Origin of the sequence: Streptomyces sp. ITFR-21 (genome assembly GCF_031844685.1) — a bacterium.
GTDB lineage: Bacteria > Actinomycetota > Actinomycetes > Streptomycetales > Streptomycetaceae > Actinacidiphila.
Genome location: NZ_CP134605.1, coordinates 1,169,051 through 1,189,824, shown reverse-complemented (window position 1 = coordinate 1,189,824; position 20,774 = coordinate 1,169,051). Strand labels below are relative to the sequence as shown.

At 72.7% G+C, this 20,774-nt stretch carries 17 protein-coding genes; 11 read left to right on the top strand and 6 right to left on the bottom strand.

Annotated elements, in window-relative coordinates; genetic code table 11:
- Positions 1-78 precede the first annotated feature (78 nt).
- The 5 genes from RLT57_RS05340 to RLT57_RS05320 all read right to left on the bottom strand — a co-directional run bounded on the left by RLT57_RS05340 (position 79) and on the right by RLT57_RS05320 (position 5,752).
- Positions 79-1,110, bottom strand: a complete 1,032-nt coding sequence (locus RLT57_RS05340; protein WP_311296204.1) for a quinone oxidoreductase family protein — start codon at positions 1,108-1,110, stop codon at positions 79-81.
- The gene (locus tag RLT57_RS05335; protein WP_311296203.1) at positions 1,107-2,474 is read right to left on the bottom strand and encodes a methylaspartate mutase; all 1,368 of its coding nucleotides are present in this window, start codon (positions 2,472-2,474) and stop codon (positions 1,107-1,109) included. The genes RLT57_RS05340 and RLT57_RS05335 overlap by 4 nt, the downstream gene beginning before the upstream one ends.
- Positions 2,471-2,911 (bottom strand): cobalamin-dependent protein, encoded by a 441-nt coding sequence (locus RLT57_RS05330; protein WP_311296202.1) that lies wholly within the window; start codon positions 2,909-2,911, stop codon positions 2,471-2,473. Before RLT57_RS05330 ends, RLT57_RS05335 begins: the two co-directional genes overlap by 4 nt.
- 60 nt (positions 2,912-2,971) lie before the next feature.
- Positions 2,972-4,186 carry a fatty acid desaturase gene (locus RLT57_RS05325; protein ID WP_311296201.1) on the bottom strand — a complete coding sequence of 405 codons (1,215 nt, stop codon included), beginning with the start codon at positions 4,184-4,186 and terminating at the stop codon, positions 2,972-2,974.
- A gap of 279 nt (positions 4,187-4,465) precedes the next feature.
- Entirely contained in the window at positions 4,466-5,752 is a 1,287-nt protein-coding gene (locus RLT57_RS05320) for an MFS transporter (protein ID WP_311296200.1), read from the bottom strand.
- A 729-nt stretch (positions 5,753-6,481) separates the two neighbouring features.
- On the opposite strand from RLT57_RS05320, the gene RLT57_RS05315 reads away from it, so the two are divergent.
- The 9 genes from RLT57_RS05315 to RLT57_RS05275 all read left to right on the top strand — a co-directional run bounded on the left by RLT57_RS05315 (position 6,482) and on the right by RLT57_RS05275 (position 16,238).
- Positions 6,482-7,240 carry an SDR family NAD(P)-dependent oxidoreductase gene (locus tag RLT57_RS05315; RefSeq protein ID WP_311296199.1) on the top strand — a complete coding sequence of 253 codons (759 nt, stop codon included), beginning with the start codon at positions 6,482-6,484 and terminating at the stop codon, positions 7,238-7,240.
- A 105-nt stretch (positions 7,241-7,345) separates the two neighbouring features.
- Positions 7,346-7,672: a YciI family protein gene (locus tag RLT57_RS05310; RefSeq protein ID WP_311296198.1), complete on the top strand. Its 327-nt coding sequence runs from the start codon at positions 7,346-7,348 to the stop codon at positions 7,670-7,672.
- Between the two features lies 1 nt (position 7,673).
- Positions 7,674-8,984 (top strand): PLP-dependent aminotransferase family protein, encoded by a 1,311-nt coding sequence (locus RLT57_RS05305; RefSeq protein ID WP_311296197.1) that lies wholly within the window; start codon positions 7,674-7,676, stop codon positions 8,982-8,984.
- Complete coding sequence (locus tag RLT57_RS05300; protein ID WP_311296196.1) at positions 8,981-10,237, top strand: ATP-grasp domain-containing protein; 1,257 nt, start codon at positions 8,981-8,983, stop codon at positions 10,235-10,237. Before RLT57_RS05305 ends, RLT57_RS05300 begins: the two co-directional genes overlap by 4 nt.
- Before the next feature lie 100 nt (positions 10,238-10,337).
- Positions 10,338-11,450 carry an LLM class flavin-dependent oxidoreductase gene (locus RLT57_RS05295; RefSeq protein WP_311296195.1) on the top strand — a complete coding sequence of 371 codons (1,113 nt, stop codon included), beginning with the start codon at positions 10,338-10,340 and terminating at the stop codon, positions 11,448-11,450.
- A gap of 184 nt (positions 11,451-11,634) precedes the next feature.
- Positions 11,635-13,314 carry a GH3 family domain-containing protein gene (locus RLT57_RS05290; protein WP_311296194.1) on the top strand — a complete coding sequence of 560 codons (1,680 nt, stop codon included), beginning with the start codon at positions 11,635-11,637 and terminating at the stop codon, positions 13,312-13,314.
- Positions 13,311-14,195 (top strand): alpha/beta fold hydrolase, encoded by an 885-nt coding sequence (locus RLT57_RS05285; RefSeq protein WP_311296193.1) that lies wholly within the window; start codon positions 13,311-13,313, stop codon positions 14,193-14,195. Before RLT57_RS05290 ends, RLT57_RS05285 begins: the two co-directional genes overlap by 4 nt.
- Positions 14,188-15,363 carry an enolase C-terminal domain-like protein gene (locus RLT57_RS05280; RefSeq protein ID WP_311296192.1) on the top strand — a complete coding sequence of 392 codons (1,176 nt, stop codon included), beginning with the start codon at positions 14,188-14,190 and terminating at the stop codon, positions 15,361-15,363. The genes RLT57_RS05285 and RLT57_RS05280 overlap by 8 nt, the downstream gene beginning before the upstream one ends.
- A complete protein-coding gene (locus RLT57_RS05275) occupies positions 15,360-16,238 on the top strand; it encodes an FAH family protein (protein ID WP_311296191.1) in 879 nt (292 codons plus the stop codon). The genes RLT57_RS05280 and RLT57_RS05275 overlap by 4 nt, the downstream gene beginning before the upstream one ends.
- Before the next feature lie 116 nt (positions 16,239-16,354).
- On the opposite strand, the gene RLT57_RS05270 is transcribed toward RLT57_RS05275, so the two are convergent.
- Positions 16,355-17,335, bottom strand: coding sequence for a winged helix-turn-helix domain-containing protein (locus RLT57_RS05270; RefSeq protein ID WP_311296190.1), 981 nt, complete (start codon positions 17,333-17,335; stop codon positions 16,355-16,357).
- Positions 17,336-17,404: 69 nt separating this feature from the next.
- Here RLT57_RS05270 and RLT57_RS05265 point away from each other — a divergent pair, with 69 nt between their 5' ends.
- On the top strand, positions 17,405-18,688 hold the full coding sequence (locus RLT57_RS05265; RefSeq protein ID WP_311296189.1) for an MFS transporter: 1,284 nt from the start codon (positions 17,405-17,407) through the stop codon (positions 18,686-18,688).
- 214 nt (positions 18,689-18,902) lie between these two features.
- Complete coding sequence (locus RLT57_RS05260; protein WP_311296188.1) at positions 18,903-20,729, top strand: DUF2264 domain-containing protein; 1,827 nt, start codon at positions 18,903-18,905, stop codon at positions 20,727-20,729.
- The last annotated feature ends 45 nt before the right edge of the window (positions 20,730-20,774 follow it).

Genomic DNA, 20,774 nt, shown 5'->3' with positions numbered 1-20,774 from the left:
CGCGGGGCGGAGGCGGAGGCGGAGGTGGGAACGGCGGCGGGAACGGGGGTGAGAGCGGGGGCGGGCCGGGCCGCCGGCTCACGGGATGAGCAGGAGCTTGCCGGTCGTGGCCCGGCTCTCCAGCAGCCGGTGCGCCTGCTCGGCGTCCCGCAGCGGCAGCTCCGCGTGCACATGCGGCCTGAGGACGCCGTCCGCCAGGTGGCGGAAGACCGCGCTGCCCGCGGTCCGCAGCGTCGCGGCGTCGTACAGGTAGTCCTTCATCGCGGGCCGGGTCACGAAGAGCGAGCCCCCGCGCAGGGTCTCGACGTCCACCGACGCCACGGCGCCGCCGGAGGCCCCGCACAGCGCGAGCAGGCCCCGGCGGCCGAGGCTGCGCAGACTGGCCCGGTAGGTCGGGGCGCCCACCGAGTCGTACACCACCCGCGCCCCACGCCCGCCGGTCAGTTCCAGCACCGCCTCGTCGAAGCCGTCGTAGCCGAGGGTGTGCCGGGCCCCGGCCGCGCGGGCGGTCTTCTCCTTCTCGGCGGTGGAGGCGACGGCGATCACGGTGGCGCCGCGGGCCGCCGCCAGCTGGACCAGCAGCGAGCCGAGGCCGCCCGCCGCGGCGAGCACCACCACGGTCTCGCCCTCGGCGACCGGGTGCGTCTGGTGGGTGAGGTAGTACGCGGCCAGTCCCTGCAGCGTGACGGTCGCGGCCAGCACCGGATCGACGCCGTCCGGGAGCGGGATCAGCCGGTCCTGTTCGGCCAGCGTGTACTCGGCGTACGCGCCCAGCTGGGTGGCGTACGCCACCGGTGCCCCCGGCGCGAACCCGGTCACCCCGGCGCCGACGGCCGCGACCACGCCGGCCGCCTCCTGGCCCGGGGTGAAGGGGGCCTGGAGGGGGTAGGTGCCGTCGCGGTAGTAGACATCGGTGAAGTTGACGCCGACGGCGGCGTTGCGCACCAGCACCTGGCCCTCGGCCGGCACCGGCGTCGCGGTCTCGGTGTACCGGAGTTCGGCTGCTCCGCCGGGCCTGGCGACGCGGATGGACTGCATGGTCTTCTCCCACTCCTGGAGCGTGCCCGCCCCGTCGGCGTGCGGCGGGGCGGTGGACTCGCGGTCTCTCATGAGGGTGCGGCGGGGCTCTCGCCGAACTCATGCAGAAAATAGTTGATGTCCGCGGTGAGCCCCTTCAGCAGGTCGCCGCCGCGCGGGCCGCCGTCCGCGGCGAGGCTGCGCTCGTTGTGGCGGCGGGTGCCGGCGGAGAACGGCAGCGATCCGGCGGCGTGGTAGCGGATGGCGCCGTCGGCCGCCCGGCGCGGGACGACCTCCGAGCGGGCGTAGCGGCTGGCACTGAAAGGGATGTCCAGCCTGCCCTCCTGGAAGGCGGCCACGATCTCCTGGTACAGGTCGGCGGCGCAGAGCACCGGCTCCACGATCTCCGCCACCTCCCGGAGGATCCACTCCAGCTCCCACCCGACACGCTCCTCGTCGACCTTGATGAAGCCCAGCAGCGGGGAGTTGGCCCGCGAGGCCAGCAGCAGCCCGTCGATGCCGGCCCGGGTGTCGGGGATGCCGTACGCCTCCTGGTAGGTCTTGGTGATCAGTTTGGCGGCGCCGCCGAGCCGGGCGACCAGCGCGCCGTAGAGGATGAGGTCCTCCGCGTTGGACCGCTCCCTGGGGAAGACCCCCATGAACTCGTGCAGGACGGCGTGCACTTCGACGTCGGCGGGCAGATAGCGGGCGGCAAGCGCGGGGATCGCGCGCAGGGCGGCCACGTCCTGCTCGAAGTGGCCGCCCTGCGGATACGCCACCGACACGCAGCGCACGCCCTCGCGGGCCGCCGCCACCGCCTCCAGCACGCTGACCGCCAGCGAGACGGACGGCGGTACGAGCACGGCGGTCAGCGTGCCGAACAGCTCGCGGTCGATGACCAGGCCGCGCCCGGCCAGGTCCCCGCACATCGCGTCGACCTCCCGCCAGGCGGCCAGCGACTCGCTGAGCGGGACGGCCTTGGAGTAGGGGAGGTTGTACGAGATACCGCCGCCCTCGAAGGAGGTGATACCGGCGGCCACCGAGGTCGTGAACAGCAGCCGCGCGTCGGGGGAGCCGTGCCGTACCTCCAGCGGCGCCGACACCGCCTCGTTGAGTTCCCGTCCGCGGCGCCACCCGTGGGTGACCAGCGGATAGCCGTTGAGGTCGGCCGGGTTGCGCTCCAGCGCGGCGCGCGCCTGGTCGAACCGCTTCAGCCGGGTGTGCGAGTCGATGGTGAGGGTCAGCACGTCCGGCCTCGCGTGCTGTTCCAGGTCCTGGAGCAGCGTCATCATCTGGGCGTGCGAGCCGACACCGCAGCGTGGTTGCAGCGCGACGCGCCCGGCCGCCTCGGCGGCGCGCAGCACGTCGGCGGCGCTCGGTTTGCCCAGGGCGCGCACGTACGCCACCGACTCCGCGAACGAGGGCAGGTCGGCGGCGGGCAGCGCGGCGCCCGTCATGAGGCGCCGGCGGTCGTGGTACGCGCCCGCAGCCCGTCCAGCGTGGCCGGCAGCGCCTCCGGGTCGGACATGATCACGTCGACGCCGAGCGCGTAGAGCCGCTCCAGGTCGGCGGAGTCCTTGTAGCTGCCCACCGAGAGGTTGCCGCCGAGGACCACCGGGCAGTCCAGCAGGCCGTCGGCCCGAACGGCGGGCAGGTCCCGGAGGTCCTCGTAGGCGTGGCCGTTGAGGCTGCCGATGACGACGGCCTCGGCCCGCGGGTGGTCCGCGTACGCGGCGGCGAACTCGGCGACCGAGGTGCAGGCGCCGAGGTTGACGACGTGCCAGCCCTGGGCGCGCAGCCCGAGGGCGATGAGCTGGTTGGCCACGACGTGGCTGTCGCTGGCGGCCACACCGAGGATGACGGTACGGGTGCCGTGGTCGTTGTCGTGCCGCATGGTGACCCCCGAGAGCAGGTGGAAGGGACGGTGTGACGGTGGTGGGCGGCGGGCGCCGGATCAGTCGTCGAAGGCGGCGAACAGCTCCCGCCTGCTCACCTCGCGCAGGCGCGCGATGTCGTACTCCACCGGGTCGGCGGCGGACAGCGAGTCGAAGACCAGGTTGATCGCGGCCACCAGTCCCCACGCGTGGTGGTAGGCCGACGGGCCGGACCCGCTCCGGTCGGCGTCCAGCTGCCGCTCGAAGATGTAGTCCGCCCAGCGGGGGGCCGCGGGGTGTCGGTGGTGGAAGTCGTGGACCACGGTGTCCCCGGTGAGCACCAGATAGCGCGAGGGGACGTGCACCAGCAGTGTGCGTACGCCCCACCGGGACCAGGCGGCCAGCCGCCGCAGCGGCGGCAGGTCGGCGGTGGGCGCCGCCTCGCCGATGAATATGGCGTTGGTGAGGCTGTTGAAGTACTCCTTGCCGCGGCGCACGCTCAGGTCCGGATCGGGGAAGGTGTGCTTCACGCACAGCCGCAGCGTGTTGCTCACCTGGAACAGCGGGAACAGCGGTACGAACCAGACGAGCAGCAGCGCCGCCCAGGTACCGGTGGCGACCGTGGCGCCCACGGCGGCGGCGTACAGCGTGACGGCGCCGGCCCGCTCGGCGCGGGCCGACTCGTGCCAGAACGAACGGGTGCGGGCCACCGCGAAGTTGAGGTGGAACCGCGGTGAGACGAGCTTGCGCAGCATGATCCGCCACATCCGCCGGCGGGTCATGCCCGGACGTAACTCCAGGCTGATCAGCATCGCCTGGACGGTCGGGTCCCGCAGCGTCATGTGGTGGACGGCGTGGTGGTCGCTGACGTGCTCGCGGCTGTAGCGCTCGAAGTTCTGGATCACCAGCAGGGCGGCGGTGGCCCGGCCGATCGCCGTGTCCAGCCGGCGCCTGCGGTACATGTTCCGGTGCGAGCACTGGTGGAAGACCATCATCCGCAGATTGCGCATGCCGTGCAGGGTGACGGCCCAGCCGGGCAGCAGGAGCAGTGCCAGGGCCCCGCCGAGCGCCAGCCCGACGGAGCTGACCGTGACACCCACGGCCATGGACACCAGCGCGGACACCAGGTGGAAGGTCGGTGTCCACCAGGGCAGCGGCGACTGCCCGGCCAGCGGCTTTCCGGTGAGGAAGGTGAGCGGATATTGCGTGAACCGGGGCAGAGCCCGCATCGTCTCGCGGGGATTCGCGAGATCGGCGATCTCTTCTGTGCGTGAGCTGCTGTCAATGGCTGCCATCTTCGCACTCCTCGCTCAGGTCGGGATCGGAGAGCACCCGATACCGCTCGCTTCGTCGAATTCGCGGGATCCCGCTGGATGCCGACGAGCCGGATCGGTGGCCGGCGCGGTATCGATCTTCCGCGCGCCGTCGAAGATCAGCGGCGCGCGGTGGAATACGTACGTTCTCGACATCGGATCCGGTGCTTTTTCCAGGACATGGTGAAATCCATTTGCGTACGGGCCCGGAGGCAGGACGGGGCGGCTGCTCGTGCGGGGTACCGGAATCGGTCCGGACGATCAGGTCTCCCTCAATTCCTCGGTGATCCGCGGGGCCGGCGGCAGATCGTTCCCGCGCTGCGGCGGCAGTTCGTACCGGGCCCGTACCGGGGACAGGAAGACCGGCAGAAAGGCGGTGGAGACGAATATCCCGCCCACCCACAGGGTGGCGTGAATGCCGATCAGCTCACCGAGCGTGCCCGACACCGCGGCGCCGACCGCGAGCGCCCCGGTCAGCAGGAACCTGAAGGTGGCGTTCATCCGGCCGAGCAGCGACGGCGGGGTCATCCGCTGGCGCAGACTCACCCCGAGCACGTTGTCCATGCCGACCTTGAACATGGCCAGGAACCAGCCCGCGCCGGCCAGGACCAGCCAGCCCCCGTGGCCGACCAGCGGCACCAGCAGCCCCGAGGGGGCCAGACAGAGCCCGGCGATGCCGAGGGTGCGGCCGTAGCCCAGCCGCGCGGCGACCGGCCGGGCGCAGCGGGCGCCGACCAGCAGTCCCGCGCCGCCGAACGCCCAGAACAGCCCCAGCACACCGCCGCTGTAGCCGAGCTGCCGGACGAACCAGATCGGCAGCATGGTGTTGATGACCGCGGAGCCCAGGTTCCCGAGGGCGGCGGTGAGGGCCAGCGCCCGCAGTTCCTTGTTGCCGAAGACGTGCCGCAGGCCCTCGCCGATCTGGGCCCGCAGCGGCGGCGCCGAGGCGGCGCGCGGCGCCGGCACCGGCGTGGGCCGCAGTCCGACGAGCCGGAGCGCGGAGGCCAGATAGGTACCGACGGTGACGAGTACGGCCGCCGGCGCGGTCAGCAGCGCGACGAGACCGCCGCCCGCGCCGCGACCGGCGATATTGCCCACCGAGATCAGGGTGTTGAGGTCGGCGTTGGCCCGCACCAGCTCCTGGGGCCCGACCAGCCGGGGCAGCACGCTCTGCGAACTGACGTCGAAGAAGACGGTGGCGCAGCCGTTCAGCACCACCACCGCGTAGAGCTGCCGCAAAGTGAGCGCGTCCAGTCCCCAGGCCAGCGGCACGCTGGCGAACAGCAGCGCCCGGCTCAGGTCCGCGGCGATCAGCACCCGCCGGTGGCTGAGCCGGTCCACCCACGCGCCGGCCGGCAGGCCGATGACCAGGAACGCCACGGTGCTGAGCGCGGCGAGCGCGCCCACCTGGCCGGGGCCGGCGTCCAGCGCGACCACGGCCACCAGCGGCACCGCGACATAGCTGATGTTGGTGCCGAGCTGACTGAAGGCCGACGCGGTGAACAGGGTGCGGAAATCCGGTATCCGCCAGGGGGATTCGGTGTCCATGGGCCGCCCATCCGGTGATCGATCCGACTCCGTGCCGCCCCGCGCGGTACGACGACCGGTCGCGGCGCTCACGGCCGGTGGGAGGTGCGTCCTCCCGGACCGGGACCATGACACAGGGACGGCGGGCGGTGCACAAGGCGTGCGTGGGACGGTCGGCAGGCGGCGAGGGCGGTCGCGGCCCGGACTGGATCCATGGCGTTCCTACCCCTGTTCTGCGTCGACTTCCGGCCTCCGGTGCCGCGCCGGACGCCGCTGGACACGAGGCGCTTTCAGTCAGGTCGGCCCCGATGGCATGACGTGTGGCATTCCGGTGGCGCGGTGCAACATTGCTGCGCGGTTTACCCGCAAGGGCGTGCGAAAGCGTGCCGGGGGACCTACCTCGCGTCACTCCAGCCCCAGCCGCAGGCAAGCATTACCGACCTGCAACCCTTTTGGCAAGCCTGCTCCACGCATCCGTTGGCACCTTCCCGGCATGTTGCCGGTTCTTGAACAATCACCACGGTGCGTTGACAGGAGTTAGTGAGGGGTGTGATTGTCTGAGACGAAGCGCTGGGGCTGATCTCATCCCTGGCTGGCTGCTGCATGCACAGTGGCCGAAAATCGCCGGTCCGGCCCATTCTTCGGCTGCGGACTGGTCCGACGTATGTGCGCGATCGGTGTGATGATCTGCTGAGTTTCCACCGCAACGGCCCTGTCCGCACAGGACCACCGACGACTCAGAAAAGCCAGGTGAACAGCAAAGTGACCGCACGCACCGCGCTCCTGATCGGCGCTGCCGGTGGAATTCTCACCGAGGTGGCCAGGGGACTGGCGAAAGAGGGCCACTCACTCGTCCTCTTCGACCGGGACGAATCCTCGGTCATCCGCCTCGCCGACGAACTGGGCCGGCTCACCAAGACCGAGGCGGTCGTCGGCGACATCACCGACATCCCCGCCGCCGAGCGGCAGCTGACCGGGATCGTCGAGCGGCACGCACCGTCCATCCTGGTCAACGGCGTGGGCGGGGACACCCGCGTCATCGGCTACGCGGACCTCGAACAGACGCACTTCGACCAGACCTACCTGGAGAACGTGGTCAGTACCTGGATCGCGATCAAGGTGTGCGCGCCGCGGATGGCCCGGGACGGCTATGGCCGCATCGTCAACTTCGCCTCCGCCGGCGGCCGTACGTACAGCCACTTCAACAACGCCGCCTACGTCGGTGCCAAGGCGGCCGTCATCGGCATGACCAAGCAGATGGCGTACGAACTGGCCGGCAGCGGCGTGGTGGTGAACGTCGTCGCCCACGGGCCGATCGCCACCGAGCGGGTCGCCGGCGCCTTCGAACGCCGCGACGAGACGTCGAAGAAGGCGGTGCTCGGCCGGCTGCCCATGGGGCGCTACGGCACGATCGCCGAGGCCGCGGGCAGCGTCCTGCACCTGTGTTCGGAAGGCGCGGGCTACTCCACGGGAAGCGTCATCGACATCAACGGCGGTCTCTACATGTGATCCGCCCGCCGCCGCGCCGACCGCCCGGCACCCGTGCCGGGCGTGCGGTCCGGCGCGCTCCAGCCCACCCCGCAGGGACCCCCTCCACCGCACAAGGAGCTTGGTGTGGCGAAATTCGTCGTCGAATTCGAGTACAACGTGGACCGGGCGGGCCGGCAGCACCTGCATCCCGCCCACGCCGAGAACCTCTACCGGCTCGCCGACCGCGGCGTGCTGCTGCTCGGCGGCCCGCTCGTCGGGGAGAACGCCGGCCTGCTGCTCTACGAGGTCGGCTCCCGCGCGGAACTCGAACAGCTGCTGGCCGAGGAGCCCTACGTCACGGGCGGGGTCGTGGCCGGCACCCGGGTCCAGGAGTGGGAGCCGGGGAAGGGCAGCTGGGCCGCCGCGCACAGCGAGCCCGGGGACCTGCTCACCGCGGAGGGATCGCACTGACATGCTGTCGTTCGAACTGGACACGCTGTTCGCGGGCATCGCCGACCCCGACATGGACTCCATGCGCATCCTCAGCGAGACCGCGATGCGCTTCCCCGACGCGCTGTCGTTCTCCTCGGGCGCGCCGCACGACGGAAACCACGACCTGGCCGGTCTGACCTTCTACCTCGACCGCTACATCAAGCACCTGCGCGACAAGGGCCTGCCGGAGCAGCGCATCTCGCGGCTGCTCTTCCAGTACGGGGCCGTCAACGGCTTCATCCAGGACGACGTCGCGCTGATGCTCAAGCAGGACGAGGGCATCGACGTCGCGCCCGACGCGATCATGATTACCCACGGCTTCCAGGAGGCCGCCCTCGTCGCGCTGCGCGGCCTGTTCGCCGCACCGGACGACGTGCTGCTCGCGGTCTCCCCGGCGTACGTCGGCATCCGCGGCGCCGCCCGGATGCTCGGCATCCCCGTGCACAGCGTCACCGAGGGCCCCGACGGGCCCGACCCGGAAGAGGTCGCCGCGCAGGCCCGCGCGGTGCGGGCCGGCGGCCGGCGCCCGGTCGCCCTGTACCTGGTGCCGGACTTCTCCAACCCCTCCGGGTCGGTGCTGCCCCTGGCGGCCCGCAAGCGGCTGCTGGAAGTGGCCGCCGAGGAGGACCTGGTGATCCTGGAGGACAACCCCTACGGGCTGTTCGCCCGCGACGGCGAGTCGTCGCCCACCTTGAAGTCGCTGGACACCGAGCGCCGGGTGGTCTACCTCGGCTCCTTCGCCAAGTCCGCCTTCCCCGGCGCCCGCCTCGGCTACCTGGTCGCCGACCAGGAGGTCACCGACGCCGACGGCGTCACCCGGACACTGGCCGCCACCCTCTCCAAGGCCAAGGCGATGTTCAGCGTCGGCTCCTCCAGCCTGTCGCAGGCGGTGGTCGGCGGCTACCTGGTCGAGCACAACCACGATCTGCGCACCCCCACCCGGGAGCTGGCCGCGGTCTACCAGGAGCGGCTGCGGGCGATCCTGGCCGTGCTCGCCGAGCACTTCCCGCCCGAGGACGACCACGGCGTCAGCTGGAACACCCCGCGCGGCGGCTTCTTCCTCACCCTGCGGGTGCCGTTCGTCGCCGACCTGGCGCAGATGGAGCGGTCCGCCCGCGACTACAAGGTCAGCTGGGCGCCGATGAGCATGTTCCACCTCGACGGCGGCGGGGAGCGCGAGATCCGGCTCGGGTTCAGTAACCTCGCCCCCGACGCGATCCGCGAAGGTGTCGCGCGGCTCGCGCGCTTCATCAAGGACACCCTGCGCGACACCCCTGAAGGACAGGTATGAGCACCTCCACACCCCCCACCGCCGTCGTCATCGACGGCTACTCGGCCGGCAACTTCTACCCCGCCGCCTTCGCCGCCACCGGTACCCGGGTGATCCACGTGCAGAGCACGCCGGAACTCATCCCGACGATGGTCGCGCCCAACCTGGCGGAGTACGCGGAGAACCTCGTCATCACCGACGAGGCGGAACTGATCGAGCGGCTGCGCGGCTACGACCTGGTCGCCGTGGTACCCGGCCAGGAGTCCGCGGTACGCCAGGCGGACCGGGTCAGCGAGGCCCTCGGCGTCAAGTCCAACGGTACCGCGCTGTCGCCGGCCCGCCGCGACAAGTACCAGATGATCGAGGCGCTGCGCCGGGCCGGGGTGCGCTGCGCCGACCAGACCAAGAGCTCCGACGCGGCCGAACTCGTCAAGTGGGCCGAGGACCGCGGCGTCTGGCCGGTGGTGGTCAAACCGCTCAGCTCCGCCGCGTCCGACGGGGTGTTCATCTGCGCCAACGCCGAGGAGGTGCGGGCCGCAGCCGAACGCGTGCTCGGCGGCCGGGACATCTTCGGCTTCGACAACGCCGAGGCGCTGATCCAGTCGTACTCGCGCGGCACCGAGTACGTCGTGGACACGGTCAGCTCCGACGGACACCGCTACGCCGCCGGCGTGTGGCAGTACGACAAGATCCTGCTGCCGTCCGGGCAGAACATCTACAACCGGGACATCCTGCTGCCCGCCGACGCCGAACCGGTGCCCGCGCTGATCGCCTACGTCAACGAGGTGCTGACGGCCCTCGACGTACGCTGGGGCCCGTCGCACGCCGAGGTCATCGTCACCGACGAGGGCCCGGTCCTGGTGGAGATCGCCACCCGCTTCAACGGCCAGCTCAACCCCGCTTTCCAGCGGCTGTGCCTGGGCCACGACCAGTCCGGGCTGTCCGCGCTGGCCTACACCGACCCGGAGCGGTTCGCCCGGGAGTACGGCGGCCGGGTCTACCGCAAGGCGCAGTCCGGCTACAGCTACAACCCCCCCACCGAACTCGACGGCACGGTCGCCGCCGTGGACCAGGACGTGGTCGCCCGGATCAACGAGCTGCCCAGCGTCCTGCTGACCAGCGTCAAGTACGCGCCGGGCGACCGGATCCGGCCCACCACCGACCTGCTGTCGGCCGCGATGCGGATCTACCTGACCGCGCCCGACGACGAGCAGCTGGTCGCCGACTACGAGAAGGCCCGCGTGCTGAAGGACGCCGTCTACCGGGTCGGCTGACCCGGCGGTCCGCTCCTTCCCACCCCCCAGGGCCGGCCTCGGGCCCGTCCCCAAGAGGGGCCCCGAGGCCGCGCCCAAGGCCCCCGTCCGGAGGAAAGCAGTGCACAGTCGTATCGGCGTCTTTCTGTCGCCCGTCCACGAGACCGGGCAGGATCCGCATCTGGCGATCCGCCGCAACCTCGACCTGGTGGAGTACGTCGACCGCCTCAACTACGACGAGGCGTGGTTCGGCGAACACCACAGCCTGGGCTGGGGCCTGGTCGGCGCACCGGAGACGCTGATCGCCGCCGCCAGCCAGCGCACCCGGCAGATCAAACTGGCTCACGGCGTCGTACCGCTCTCCGGACACCACCCGTTCCACGTGGCCAGCCGCGCGGTGCACCTGCAGCACCTGACCCAGGGCCGCTACATCCTGGGAGTGGGCCCCGGTGTGCCGTTCGACGCGACCATGTTCGGGCTCGACGGCAAGGTGCAGCGCAGGCGGCTCGACGAGGCGCTGCCGACCGTCCTCGAACTCGTCAACGGGGACGAGCGGGTCACCCGGAAGACCGACTGGTTCGAGCTGAAGGACGCCAAGCTCCAGCTGCCCCGGTTCGGCCCCGGCCCGATCGAGGTCGCGCTGGCCACCTCCGGCACCTCGGTGAGCAGCCCCCGGCTGATCGGCCGGTACGGCCTGAGCATGACCACCTTCGCGCTGCCGTTCGCGCTGCTCACCCCGGGCGCCCCGGAGCACATCGGGCTGGCCCAGCAGTGGAAGCACGCCGAGGAGGCGGCCGACGAGTTCGGCCAGACCCTCCGGCGCGAGGACTGGCGGATCGCCCTGCCGGTGCACGTCGCCGAGACCAGCCGGCAGGCGTTCGCGGAGGTCGGCGACGGCTACGACCGCTGGATGTTCGAGTACTTCGCCAAGACCGGCGGCCGCGACGTGCTGGCTCCCGGCGCCAAGCGGGAGACCATGCTCCGCGACCGGGTGGAGGCCGGCGGCGCGCTGGTCGGCTCGGTCGAGGAGGTGGTCAGCGGGATCCGCCGGATCCAGGAGGCCACCGGCGGCTTCGGCACGCTGCTGGTCTACGTCCCCGACTGGACCTCCTACGAGAACACCGACCGCAGCCTGGAACTGCTCGCCCGCTACGTGGCGCCGCAGATCAACGGGTCCGCGGCCAGGCCGCAGGAAGCGGTCGACTGGGCCGTCGCCGCCCGCGCCGCCCGGTAGGCGGCGCGCACGGCGCGAACCCGGCCCGTGCCGCGACCGGGAGAACGGGGCCGGAGGACCGCCGTCCCGGTCCCGTCCCCCGACACGGGCCGGCCGCGCGAGCCGGCCACCTGATCACTCTTCGCACGCACCGCGGAACTCATCGGGACCACCGGCAGAACGAGTTTGAGGAGGCGTTGAAGCCGTGGGCGGTTCGCACTGGCAAGAGCACTGGGACGCGCGTAGATCCCCCTTCCTGGACGAGTGCCGGCAGGCCCGCGCGACCCTGCTGGCCGACCTGGCGGACCCGCACGCCGCCCAGCAACGGGTGCTGGAGGACATCGTCGCCCTCAGCGCGGACTCGCTGCACTGGAAGGAACGGGGCTACGACGCGGCCACGGCCGACCCGGACGGCTTCCGGCGGGTCCTGCCGGTGACGCGCTACGGCGACTTCACCCCGGAGCTGGACCGGGAGGCCAGGACCAAGGGCGGCGTGCTCTCGTGCAGCCCGGTCCTGCGCTGGCTGAAGACCAGCGGCACCACGGGCGTCCCCAAGCGGGTCCCCTACACCCTGCACTGGCTGCTCACCTACCGGGTGCCGGCGATGCGGGCCATGTGGGGGACGTACCTGGAGCACCACCCCGAACTGCTCGCGCACCCGTACGCCACCCTCGACACCCAGACCGTCCACGAACTGGTGGACGACCACCTGTTCGGCGTCCAGTACCAGGCGATCAGCAACCGCCATCCGCGGATCAACAGCCGCGACTGGAACCCGCCGTGGTCGGCCGCCCCCTGGTTCGGCACCGAGGCGCCCTCCTCGCACGCCGGCCGGATGTACCACCGCATCCGCCACCTCGTCGGTCAGCCGCTGCACTTCATCTCGGCGATCAACCCCAGCACCCTGATCTCGCTGCGCGACCTGATCGCCGAGCACGGTCCGGACCTGGTCCGCGACCTGAACACCGGTGCCCTGGAGGGCAAGCCGTACGGGGAGCCGGACCCGGCGGCGGCCCGCCACCTCCAGTCGGTGCTGGACAAGGGCGACTTCAGCCTGGTGGACGTCTGGCCCGCGCTCAGCCTCTACAGCTGCTGGCTCTCCTCCTCCGCCGGGCTCTACCAGGGTAAGCTGGACGCCGTACTGCCGGGCGTCGCCGCGATGCCGTTCATGAGCTGCGGCACCGAAGGGGTGACCACCATCCCGGTGGACGACTCCCTGGACAGCCAGCCGCTCGCCGTCAACCAGGCGTTCTTCGAGTTCGTACCGGCGGAGGTCGACCTGGGCAAGCGGCTGGACGCGGGGGAGCGGATCGACACCTTACTGTTCGACGAGGTGGCGGCGGGCCGCGACTACCACCTGGTCATGACGCAGGGCAACGGCCTCTACCGGCTGTGGAGCGGCGACATCTACCGGGTGGACCGGATCGTGGACGGCGTGCCGTGGGTGCACTTCGTGCGCCGCGACGGTGTCTTCCACTCCTTCACCGGCGAGAAGATCACCGAGGAGCAGGTCAGCCAGGCCGTCGAGCGGGCCATGACCGCGGCCGGCCTCGGCGGCGGGCTCTACCTGTGCGGACCGCAGTGGGGCGAGCCGCCCCACTACGTGGTGGTCACCGAAGTCCCCGAGCCCGGCGAGGAGGTGGAGCGCCGGCTGGCCGAGGCGGTGGACCGCGAGCTGCGGGCCGTCAACATCGAGTACGCCGCCAAGCGCGGCAGCGGCCGGCTGGGCCCGCTGCGGCTGCACACCGTGCCGCGCGACGCGATCGTGGCCTACACCGAGCGCCGCCGGCAGGCGGGCAACACCACCCAGTACAAGTACAAGCCGTTCGAGAAGGACACCGCCTTCGTCGGCGACCTGCTCAGCGGCGCGGAGGCGGGGCGATGATCGAGACCCGCAGGCCCCCGCAGAACGTGCGCCGCGAGATCATCACCCTCGACGGCGGTGGCGTCGACCTGGCTTTGCACGTCTGGCGCCCGCGTCAGCCGGCCAAGGGCGCGGTGTTCTACTTCCACGGGCTGCAGAGCCACGCGGGCTGGCTGTGGGACGTCGGCCCGCAGTTCGCCGACAACGACATCGCGCTGTTCGTGCTCGACCGGCGCGGCAGCGGCATCAGCGGCGGCGCCCGCAACACCGTGCCCGGCGTGGACACCGTTGTCGCCGACTACGTCACGGCCCTCACCCACGTCCGGGAGCTGATCGGCGACGCCCTGCCGCTGACCCTGTTCGGGCACTGCCTGGGCGGCTCCTTCCTGGCGGCGCTCATGCACCACCCGGACTTCACCGTCCGCTACGACGCCGCCGTCTTCTGCTCGACCTGGCTGGGCCGGCTGCACGCGCGCTACGACGAGGCCGAACTGGAGGCGCTGGCCGCCGACCGGAGCGAGGAGCTGTGGGACGCCGGCCTGGTGACCGAGGACTTCACCGACGACCCCGGGTACCGGCGGTTCATCGACAGCGACGACCTCGCCGCACGCCGGATCACCCGCCGCTCCCGCGGCACGCTGCTCGCCCTGGAACGGCTCTACCTGGACCCCGACCGGCGCCCGCTGCCGGCCGTGCCGACCGCGTTCGTCTCCGGCCTGACCGACCCCATCGTCGACCTCGACGCGACCCACCGGGTCTTCAACGACCTGGTCTCCGGCCAGGGCATGATCATCAAATTCCCCACCGACCGGCACTACCTCTTCTACACCCCGGTCAGCCGGAGCCTGGTCGACTGGACCTCCACCTACACGCTGTTGCAGGGGCTGGACCGCGATGTCTGAGGCGCGGCTCTACCACGTGGAACAGCCGATGCGGATCGGCTTCGACCATCCGGCGGCCCGCCGCTCGACCAGCGACAGCCTCGTCCTCAGCCTCACGCTCGACGGCGTGACGGGCATCGGCGAGTGCGCGCCGCGGCGGTACGTCACCGGCGAGACCGCCGGCAGCGTCACCGAGGCGCTGCGCCGGACTTCGCTGAACCAGGTCTTCGACCTGCTGCGGGCCACCCCGCCCGACGAACTGCTCGACCTGCTGCGCGCCACCGGCTTCGACGCCGTCTTCGGCACCGACCGGTGGCCGTCCGCCGGCGGCAACCTGGTCTGCCTGCTGGAGACGGCCGTCCTCGACCTGCTCGGGCACCGCCTGTCGATGCCCGCCAGCCGGTTCCTCCCGGGTGACCCCGGCCGGCCGGTGCTGCCCGTTTCCCAGGTGCTCGACCTCAGCATCGGCGCCGAGGAGTTCGTGGACACCCGCGGCCCCTTCCACTTCGTGAAGGTCAAGGCGTCCGGCGACATCGAGCGGGACGTGCGCACGGTCACGGTGATCCGCCAGCGGCTCGGGTCGCAGGTGCCGGTCATGGTCGACGCCAACATGAGCTGGACCCCCGAGACGGCCGTGCCCTACGCCCGCCGGCTGCGCGCCTGCGGGGTGGACCAGGTCGAGGAGCCGCTGCCGCCGCGGTCCTGGGACGCGCTGCGCGACCTGCGCCGCCGCTCGGGCATCCGGGTGATGCTGGACGAGTCGGTGTGCACCGGCCAGGACGCCGAGGCGGCCATCGCCGCACAGGCGTGCGACGCGGTGAACGTACGGGTCGCCAAGAACGGCGGACTGCTGCGCTCCGCCCGGCTGATCGACCGGCTGCGCGCCGCCGGCCTGGCGTTCCAGATCGGCGTACAGGTCGCCGAGACCGGTCCGCTGATCAACGCCGGCCGCACGCTGGCCTTCCACAACCCCGACGCCCTGACCGTCGAGGCCGGCCAGTCCGACCGCTTCTTCGCCGAGATGATCGTCTCACCGCGCCCGGCCGTGGACCGTACGACCAACACCGTCGTACCCCACGAGGGTCCGGGCTTCGGGATGCGGCTGAACGACACCGCGGAACGCTGGGCCGTCCGGTCCTGGACCCACGGCGACTGGCATCCCACCCACCTGGAGGAAACCCTGCGATGACGGCCCTCTACGAGTGTGTCCACCGGGGCGAACGGTACTTCGGCCTCGGCACGCCCGGCGACACCGACCTCACGCTGTACCCGCTGGGCGGCGACGGCCTGCGGGCCCGGCTGCTCGCCGCCGCCGGCGACGGCCTGCTGCCGGGCGGCGCCCTGCCGACCGACGCGCTGACCGCGGGCCTGGACCCGGTGACCGTGCCGGCCCGGGAGGTGGACCTCCGTCCGCCGCTGCTCCCCGACGCGCTCGGGGACGCCATGGTCAGCGGCTTCATGGCCACCCACAACGTCAAGGTCGACGAGACCACCCAGTCCCAGCCCAACTGGTTCCTCAAGGGACTCGGCGACGTCCTGAAGGTCTCCGGCGAGCCGCTGCGCACCGCGCCGGAGCCCCTCGCCCTGTGCGAGGAGGCGGAGGTCGTCCTCGTCTACGTCGTCGACGACGAACGCGTCCCCCGGTACATCGGCTACGGCCTCGGCAACGACCTCACCGACATCGGCCGCTTCAAGCGGCACGCCGGGCACCTGTCGTACGCCAAACTCTGCGACGCGGCCCTGTCCCCATGGCTCTTCCTGGACGCCCCGCCCCAGGAGGTCCACGGCCAAACCACCATCGAACGGGACCACGCGCCGGCCTGGCAGGGCACGTTCACCACCGGCGTCAAGGCGCTCCACTACGGCCTGCGGGACATGATCGCCGAACTCTTCTCCTACCAGGCGCTGCTGCTGCCCGGCCGGGTGCACTACGTCTACCTCGGGGCGGACCGCGGCAGTTTCCACGACGGCTTCGCGCTGGCCGACCGGGACCGGGTCGGCATCGAGTTCACCACCCACGGGGTGACGCTGACCAACACCGTGCGGTGCCACGACCGCGGTTAGCCGGGCGGGCGGACACCGCCGGACCGTGTCCCGCCCCTCACCGGCCGGACACCGCCGGCCCGTCCGCCCCTCGCCCGCCGCCGGACCCCTGCCGCCTGACTCCCGCCGGACGCCGGTCAGAGACTCGCCGCCAGCAGCGACTCCGCGACCGGCGTCCGCATGTACAGCACCGAGCGGCCCGCGCGGTGGGCGGAGACGATCCCGGCGTCCCGCAACGCGGTGAGGTGCTGGCTGACGCCGCCCGCGGACAGCCCCGTGCGCCCGGCGAGTTCGCTGGTGGAGGCGGGACTGCTCAGCTCGGCCAGCAGCAGCGCCCGGGTACGGCCGAGCACCGCGGCCACCACCTCCGGAACCAGCGGGCGGTCGCGGTCCCAGACCGAGCCCCACCCGCGGCTGGGGTAGAACAACTGCTTGGTGAAGGGCGTCGCCGCGGTGGTGGCGACCGTCGACCAGGCGAAGATCGACGGCACCAGCACCAGGCCCCGGCCGCCCAGTTCGATGTGCGGGAAGCACGTCTTCTCGGTGAAGGTGAGCGTGCCCCCGGTCCACCGCACACTGGGGTGCAGATCGCCGAGCACCGCCTCCGCGCCGGCCGCGGCCAGCCGCCGGGCCTGGTGGAAGACGTCGGCGGACAGCACCGCCTCCATCTTCGGCCAGTACGGCTCGATCGCCACCTCCCAGTAGGCGGCGGTCTCCGCGAGCAGCCGGCCCAGGCCCGCCGCCGGGTCCTCGTACATCGCTTCGAGCCGGCCGGTGCGCAGCCCGAACGCGCCCAGCTCGCGGCGGATCTGGGCCACCGGGGTGGCCGCGACCGCGCGCAGTTCCGCCGCGAAGCCGCCGCCGTCCGAGCGGGGCGCCGGGGTGATGAAGTCGGGGGTGCACCCCGTGGGCGGCACCAGGTCGAAGAGCAGCCCGCGGTCGAGGCCGGCGGCGGCCAGCCGGGGCGCGACCTCGGCCTGCCAGTGGCGGTGGACGGAACGCGGCGCGGCGGTGCGGTACGCGCGGACGCTGGCCACCACCTCCCACAGCGGGGAGACCGCGAACCTGGTCCGCGCCACGTCGCTCGCCGAGAAGGAGAAGCGCAAGGATCCCGCCACGTCGGCTCCCGGATTCAGCTGTGCCTTAATCAATGCCGTCAACCGGCCCTGCGGCCACACCATTCCCCCATGACCGCACCCGCACTGCAACCCCCGGAGCTGCCCGAACCGGCCCAACTGCCCGCCGCGCCGCGCGGCGGACGGCTGCGGGCCGCCGTGGGCCGGTACTTCGGCGGCCTGCCGGGCCCGTTCTGGGTCGTCTTCAGCGGCACGGTGATCAACCGCGTCGGCACCATGGTGGTGCCCTTCCTGGTGTTCTACCTCGGCTCGCGCGGCATCAGCGAGGGCCGGACGCCGTACGTGCTCGGCGCGCTCGGCGCGGGCGGACTGGCCGGCCCGATCCTCGGCGGCTGGTTCGCGGACCGGGTGGGGCGCCGGCCGGCGATCCTCGGCGGCATGGTCGCGACCGCGCTCAGCCAGGCGCTGCTGTACCTGGCCCCGGGGTTCGTCACGCTGGCGCTCGGGGCGGCGCTGCTCGGCGCCGCGGCCAACTTCCACACCCCCGGCGTCACCGCGGTCATCGTGGACTCGGCGAGCCCGGAGCGGCGTCAGGCGGCCTTCGGCCTCTACCACTGGGCGATCAACCTCGGTGCGGCGGGCGCCGGCGCGCTCGGCGGCTTCCTCGTCGACCGGGGCTTCTGGCTGCTGTTCCTGGTGGACGCGGTGACCTGCCTGGGCTTCGCCGCCGTCGCCTGGGTGGCGCTGCCCCACGACCGGGCCCGGCCGGCGCACGACGGCCCCCGGGCGTCCGGCGGCTACGGCGTGGTGCTGCGCGACCGGCTGCTGCTGGCCTTCGTGGGCGTCGCGCTGACGTACGAGTTCGTGTACGGGCAGTACGAGACCACCGTGCCGATGGCCATCCGCGACCACGGTCTGCCGGCCAGCACCTACGGCCTGGCCGCGGTCGTCAACGCGCTGGTGGTCGTCACCATGCAGCCGTTCGCCAACGCCTGGGTGCTGCGCTTCGACCGGATGCGGGTGTGGGCGGTCTCGGCCACGCTGATCGCGGTCGGCATCGGCCTGACCGGGGTCGCGCACACCACCACCGGCTACGTGCTCACCGTGGTGGTGTGGAGCGTGGGAGAGGTGTCCTCCGGCGGTCTGGCCACCGCCGTGGTCGCCGACCTCGCCCCCGCGGACGCCAGGGCCCGCTACCAGGCGGCCCTCACGTGGGCGCGGGGCATGGCCCGCTTCCTCGGTCTGGCGGTCGGACCCACGCTGTACGCGGTGAGCGGTCCCGCGACCCTGTGGTGGACGGTCACCGCGGTCGGCGTCGCGGGCGCCGGCTGGGCACTGCTGATCGGCCCCGCACTGGCCGCGCGCGCCAAATCGACCGCCCTGCAGATGGTGTGAGCCGGCCGCGGCCACTCCCGCCGCGTCTTCAGGGAGCCGCCGCGCCGGCCGTCCCCGAGGGCGGCGGCCCGCGGCTACCGTGTCGATGTCATCCTCCTGCACAGAGCCCGACGCCTGCCGGTGATCCGCGGCGGCGCCCCGCGGCGTTGACGCTGTCCGAGCGGTGTTGCGAGAGTGATCGCCGTACCGGTCGGACAGCGGAAGGCGGCCACCCATGGCCAGGGGTACGGACGGCAGTGGCGGCGGCCCCGGCGCGGACCCGGCCGGACCGGTGGCGCGGGACGCGCTCCAGGCGTACGTACGCGAACTGACCGATCCGCTGGTGCCGTACGCGAGCCCCGGCGGCGCGCGGATCCGGCTCGGGGTGAACACCGCCCACCACGACGACACCGCCGCGGACCTGGAGGGCTACGCCCGCCCGCTGTGGGGCCTGGCGCCCCTGGCCGCCGGCGGCGGGCACTTCGCGCACTGGGACGTGTGGGCCCGCGGCCTCGCGGCCGGCACCGACCCCGGGCACCCCGAGTTCTGGGGCACCCCGGACGGTATCGACCAGCGGACCGTCGAGTCCGCCGCGTTCGGCTTCGCCCTCTGCCTGGCCCCCGAACACCTCTGGGACCGGCTCGACGGCAAGGAACGGGACCGCGTCGGCCGCTGGCTCGCGGGCTTCGTCGACGCCCGTACCCCGGCCAACAACTGGAACTTCTTCCCCGTGATGGTCAGCCTCGGCCTGGACCGGGTGGGCTACGGCCACGACCGCGACGCCCGGCACGCCCGCCTGGACCGGCTGGAGACCTACGCGCTCGCCGACGGCTGGTACGGCGACGGCGCCACCGAGCAGCGCGACTACTACATCCCCTGGGCCATGCACTTCTACGGCCTGATCTACGCGGCGCTGGCCGGCGCCGCGGACCCGGCCCGCGCCGAGCGGTTCCGGCAGCGCGCCGCGGAGTTCGCGGTGGGCTTCCGGCACTGGTTCGCCGCCGACGGCTCCGCCGTGCCCTTCGGCCGCAGCCTCACCTACCGGTTCGCCCAGGGCGCCTTCTGGGGCGCGCTGCCCTACGCGGGCGTGGACGCGGTGCCGTACGGCGAGGTCAAGGGGCTGCTGCTGCGCCATCTGCGCTGGTGGCGGGCGCGTACCGGGCAGACCTCGCCCGGCGGGCTGCTGAGCGTCGGCTACGGCTACCCGCAGCCCGCCGTCGCGGAGCAGTACAACGGGCCGGCGTCGCCGTACTGGGCGCTCAAGGCGTTCCTGCCGCTGGCGCTGCCGCCGGCCCATCCCTTCTGGACCGCCGAGGAGCCGGCCGCCGCGCCCGACCTGCCCGCCGTGCTCGCCCAGCCGGCGGCCGGGGCGGTGCTGATGCGGTCCGGCGGCGACGTGACGCTGCTCAGCGGGCGGCAGCACAACACGTGGGTGCGCGGGGGAGCGGCGAAGTACGCCAAGTTCGCGTACTCCACCCGCTTCGGCTTCAGCCTGCCGGCCGGGGAGAGCGGCCTGGAGCAGGGGGCGTACGACTCGATGCTGGCGGTCGGCGAGGACACGGCGCACTTCCGGGTCCGTGAGGAGCCCGCCGACCCGGAGACGGCCGCGGCGGACGGCACGGTACGGAGTGTGTGGCGGCCCTGGCCCGACGTCGAGATCACCACCTGGCTCACCGCGGCGCCGCCCTGGCACCTGCGCACCCACCGCATCCGCACCGGCCGCGCCCTGCACACCGCCGAGGCCGGCTTCGCCGCCGACCGGGACGGTGCCCCGACCCGCCGGGAGGAGTCGCCGGGCGCCGCCCTCGCGGTCTCCGCGGCGGGCGACCTCAGCGGCCTGCGCGACCTCCCCGGCTCCGGCCCCGGCCCCGCCGCCGCCCCCCGGCCCGGCCGCGTCCTGGACCTCCTCCCGGGCACCAGCGTCCTCTTCCGCCGCACCGCCCTGCCGCTGCTGACCGCCACCCTGCCCCCGGGCGAGCACTGGCTGCGCTGCGCGGTCCTGGGCGCGGGCCCGGCCGAAGCGGCGGCCTGGCAGGAGCCGGCACCGCGGGCACGCCACTGAGTGCCCGCGTATGGCGGCCTCGCCGCGCCGGGCGGACGGGGCGGT

What these genes read in the sequence shown, in the direction of transcription:
- RLT57_RS05320 (WP_311296200.1), bottom strand. Translation starts at nt 5,752, where the DNA reads ATGGACACCGAATCCCCCTGGCGGATACCGGATTTCCGCACCCTGTTC.
- RLT57_RS05285 (WP_311296193.1), top strand. Translation starts at nt 13,311, where the DNA reads ATGATCGAGACCCGCAGGCCCCCGCAGAACGTGCGCCGCGAGATCATC.
- RLT57_RS05340 (WP_311296204.1), bottom strand. Translation starts at nt 1,110, where the DNA reads ATGAGAGACCGCGAGTCCACCGCCCCGCCGCACGCCGACGGGGCGGGC.
- RLT57_RS05305 (WP_311296197.1), top strand. Translation starts at nt 7,674, where the DNA reads ATGCTGTCGTTCGAACTGGACACGCTGTTCGCGGGCATCGCCGACCCC.
- RLT57_RS05300 (WP_311296196.1), top strand. Translation starts at nt 8,981, where the DNA reads ATGAGCACCTCCACACCCCCCACCGCCGTCGTCATCGACGGCTACTCG.
- RLT57_RS05260 (WP_311296188.1), top strand. Translation starts at nt 18,903, where the DNA reads ATGGCCAGGGGTACGGACGGCAGTGGCGGCGGCCCCGGCGCGGACCCG.
- RLT57_RS05275 (WP_311296191.1), top strand. Translation starts at nt 15,360, where the DNA reads ATGACGGCCCTCTACGAGTGTGTCCACCGGGGCGAACGGTACTTCGGC.
- RLT57_RS05335 (WP_311296203.1), bottom strand. Translation starts at nt 2,474, where the DNA reads ATGACGGGCGCCGCGCTGCCCGCCGCCGACCTGCCCTCGTTCGCGGAG.
- RLT57_RS05325 (WP_311296201.1), bottom strand. Translation starts at nt 4,186, where the DNA reads ATGGCAGCCATTGACAGCAGCTCACGCACAGAAGAGATCGCCGATCTC.
- RLT57_RS05280 (WP_311296192.1), top strand. Translation starts at nt 14,188, where the DNA reads ATGTCTGAGGCGCGGCTCTACCACGTGGAACAGCCGATGCGGATCGGC.
- RLT57_RS05265 (WP_311296189.1), top strand. Translation starts at nt 17,405, where the DNA reads ATGACCGCACCCGCACTGCAACCCCCGGAGCTGCCCGAACCGGCCCAA.
- RLT57_RS05330 (WP_311296202.1), bottom strand. Translation starts at nt 2,911, where the DNA reads ATGCGGCACGACAACGACCACGGCACCCGTACCGTCATCCTCGGTGTG.